Genomic DNA, 3952 nt, shown 5'->3' on the forward strand with positions numbered 1-3952 from the left:
GAAACGATTGCGTCGTTGACCGCCTACAATTTCATTCTCGAAGCCCTATTTGGCGCAGCTTCATATTAAAACGGTATAACCAGTATGGCTATAGCTCTACCAATGCGCTGCGATCGCCACCTTCATAAACGACGTCAGGCAACTCTCAGACTAAACGCCCTGGTTGACTGACAAAGCTTTCAAAGACGGCTTTGATTAAATCACCTATCCCGACTTCAATGTGCCTGCCATGCGTTGAAGCTTTCTACCGACTTCTTCCATCGTGTAGAAGAAGGTGAAAAAGCGGAGGAGTTCATCGATCGGGTACTCCATCTGCTTAGCGTTCTGTAGATGCTGCACTTGTTCAGTGGCTTCAGAGAGACTCGTTTCCAGGTTGGGTAACGGAAGGTGGGTTTTGTGCGTTTTGACTGCAGTTGCCAGTGCCAGCAGAGCGATCGTCGTTTCCTGAGAGATTTGAGTGAGATAGGGTGATAGCCGTTGCCAGAAGACATCGTTCTGTCGCGCCAAGATCGTATGTTCCATCGTCAAAATATGTTCCCAAAGGCGGTAGATGAGAAACTCCCAGGTTTCGTTTACTTGCCTTTCGCGTGGTACGCCTGCCTGCCCCTGATGCACCTCTTTCCAAAGCTCTCGACTTTTTTGTAGGGAACTGATGATCGTGAGCTTCAAGGCATTAACGGTGGGGCGATCGTATGCACCCGTCAGCGCACCCGTCATCACCAACTGATAGAACTGCTCCAGGTTCACTAACGCCTCCGCCAGGCAACGCCGCAGTTCGTCATCAACGCGAGAAGGAAAGATAAACTTATTGACCAATAGAGCCGCGCCAATGCCCAACAGCGTTTCTAAGGCTCTACCCCAGGCATAGAGCCACGGTGAATGGTGGTAGTTCAAAATGACGATCGCCGAGATATAGCCCGACAGCTTTGCAGCTTCGTTAAACTTCCAAACAGAAGACAGAAAAACAGTGAGAAACACACTGCCTGCCAGAGACAGTGGATTGCTGCCAAAGAGTGTGGCAATCAACGCCCCACCGATCGCGCCGATCGCCGTGCCAATCAGCCGCTGCACACTCAGCGTGAGCGTACTACCCGCCGTTGATCCCATCACAATAATGGCTGCAATCACGGCATAGAAGGGATATTCCCAGTGCAGGATCTGGGCAATGACGAAGGCAAGCATAGCCGCGATCGCTGTTTTGAACGCCGTTCGGCTCAACAGCAGCAACGCCATCCCTTGCGGTGATGCTGCCCAATGTTTCCAGACCGAGAAAAGAGATCGCTGACGCCTGTCAGAAGATGGCAATGCTGGCTCCTGTTCTCTTGCAGCCTCGCGCACTCCCGCTGCACGTGTAGCATGAGCAGGCGTGTCTTCCGACTCCTGATGGCTGTCTCCTAACCCCTTACCCCTCACGTTGCCTCAGCGACTGCATGGCCTAACACTGCAAAAATCTGACGTTGCTCAAACAGTTCGACTAAATCGTGATTGAGTTTAAATTGTGCCGCTTCTTGCCGCAAGATCTTCAGCGCTGTTGGAATCGAAAGGCTGCGCTTATAGGGACGATCGCCTGCCGTCAACGCATCGTAAATATCGGCGATCGCCATCATTTGTGACTGAATGGGGATATCTGGCTGCTTTAAGCCCAGCGGATAGCCACTCCCATCTAGCTTCTCATGATGTCTATAGGCGATCGCGGGCACATTCTGAAGCTGCTTGGTCCAGGGTATACGTTTGAGAAACTCATATGTATGAGTGACATGAGACTGAATGGCGTCTCGCTCTGCTAGCGTTAATGTGCCACGTGCCACCATGAGCTGCATCATTTCCTCTGGTGAAAGGAGTGGTTTAAGCTGACCATCAATGTCTCGATAGGTATACTGAGCCAGCTCTCGCAACTGTATCAGTGGTTCTTCGGCTAAAATGCGCGGTTCGTTGGTTTCTACCAGCAGCGTCCAGTAGCGATCAAGCTGTGCGATCGCCTGCTCCAATTGCTCATCCAGTGTTTTAAGCCCCTGGCAATGAGAGCAGCCCTCACTTGCATCATGGGTTGCCAGATGGCTGGAGTGCTCAATGAGATGCCTGAACTTTGACTGGGCGCACTCCATTTCTAGCGTCCGCTGCGCCAGCGCAAACCGATTTCGCACGACCTCAAGCTGCATGGGGAACAGCTTTTTCTGCTTCCCCAAAATCGCTTCTGGCACGCCCACTTTACCAAAATCGTGTAGTAGCGCCGCATAACGAATTTCTTGAATCTGTCGATCGTTAAAGTGAATGGGCTGGAGTTTACCGACTGTGACGGCATTCGCTTCCTGGCTCAAGCGGACGGTCAAATCGGCCACGCGCTCTGAGTGACCAGACGTACAGGGATCGCGGGCTTCAATAATTTGCACGGATGCTTTGACAAAGCCTTCAAACAGATGCTCAATGCTTTCTTGCAGTTGATTTCGCTCAATGCAGATGGCGGCCTGGCTGGCGAGTGATTGGAGGACTCGCTTTTCCCAATCTAAATAAGGCTGAGTCACATCGAGAGCGTTGTCAGCCGTGATGACTGCATCTGGTTTGCGCTTGCGGTTGATGAGCTGCAGCACACCAATCATCTCGCCCTCCTGGTTCTGCATAGGCAGTACGAGGACGGAGCGTGTCCGGTAGGAGATACTGCGATCGAAGCTGCGATCGAGTTGGTAAGGCACTCCTGCCGATAAATTGTACGCATCGGGGATATTTAAGCTCTCACCCGTGAGCGCCACATAGCCTGCCAGACTTTTAGGCGTCATGGGCATGGCAAATTCTTTAAATGACGCGGCTGGTTGGGAAAAATTCTGTGCCACTTTGAACCACAACAGTGGCTCCTGACCACTGCGATCGACCAGGTAAACACTCCCGGCATCGCTACAGGTAATTTCGCGGCTTTTTGCCAAAATTAGAGTGAGCAACGCTCCCAGGTCATGTGTGCTGGAAAGCGCTGTGCCGATCGCCAGAAGTTGTTCAATTAATCCAGAATGCTCAGTCGATCCCTCAGACTGATTCCGGCTATCGGTCATATCCAACCTCAGAGGGGCAAACGGTAGTCATCCTGAGCAGTTCAAAGCAGCGTCATCGCTCGCTTTATGCGCCCATTCTCCAAACTAAGACAGTCGTGTCGGTGCGTTTGGAAGCTGTGAGGCATTAACTTCCCTATACCTAACAAACATCATCCCGGCAGGCAACGTTGGCATTACCGAACAGCCCGATCGATGCGCTTACTAAAGCGCTATAAACACCAGGATAGATTGAGTCAAACTATTTGTGGCAGCCAACTGTAAGACTTAATCGAATCTCTATGAATCAAATCATGAAAGATACGAAGTTTACTGACCAATACATTCGGGCTTGAGCAAAGAATAAAAATAGACCCTTTAAAAAACTATCCGCTCCCACCTAGCGTTCAAGTCAGTAGAACAGCTTAGAGTGGGAGCGGTGTAGCGGGTCTTCAAACTGAAACCAGACTGCCGGAAGGAACTCCGAGTCAGCCAATTGATCCTTGTGTGTTAAATCTCACTGAGAGATCTAATTCCACTCGGAATCAAGGTTGACTGTTAGAGCACAGCCCCGGCACGCAGCCGGCTAACTTCAGCTTGATGACCCAGGCATTTACTACTATCTGGCATGGGCATCACCTCCTTAATCCTGAACGGTTAGTTTCAAAAGGTTGGAGCACGCTCCAAGTGGTTTACCACCTGTCATCAAGATAACACACACTTCTTAGAAGCGGGGATGATGAGTCCGCCATTCTGTAGCCTCAATCGCTGTAATTTCAACAAAAAGCCCCCGCACGATCGCGAGGGCAACTACCCGACTAAAACAAGTTGAATGTTAAGCAGTCAAACGTTAACCCTTAGAGAGCGTTACCACGTGGGAGTACCTCTTCGGGGAAGCTAAAGTGTTCATGCGGTTGGTCTTGAGGGGCCATCCA

Annotated in this window: 2 protein-coding genes; both read right to left on the bottom strand. The window is 50.9% G+C overall.

The window, feature by feature from the left end; all coding sequences use genetic code 11:
- Nucleotides 1-204: 204 nt before the first annotated feature.
- On the bottom strand, nucleotides 205-1413 hold the full coding sequence (locus C7B82_RS19835; protein WP_245940000.1) for an FUSC family protein: 1209 nt from the start codon (nucleotides 1411-1413) through the stop codon (nucleotides 205-207).
- Nucleotides 1410-3041, bottom strand: a complete 1632-nt coding sequence (locus tag C7B82_RS19840; protein WP_106258012.1) for an HD domain-containing phosphohydrolase — start codon at nucleotides 3039-3041, stop codon at nucleotides 1410-1412. Before C7B82_RS19840 ends, C7B82_RS19835 begins: the two co-directional genes overlap by 4 nt.
- Nucleotides 3042-3952 lie beyond the last annotated feature (911 nt).

Origin of the sequence: Stenomitos frigidus ULC18, assembly GCF_003003795.1 — a bacterium.
Lineage (GTDB): Bacteria > Cyanobacteriota > Cyanobacteriia > Leptolyngbyales > Leptolyngbyaceae > Stenomitos > Stenomitos frigidus_A.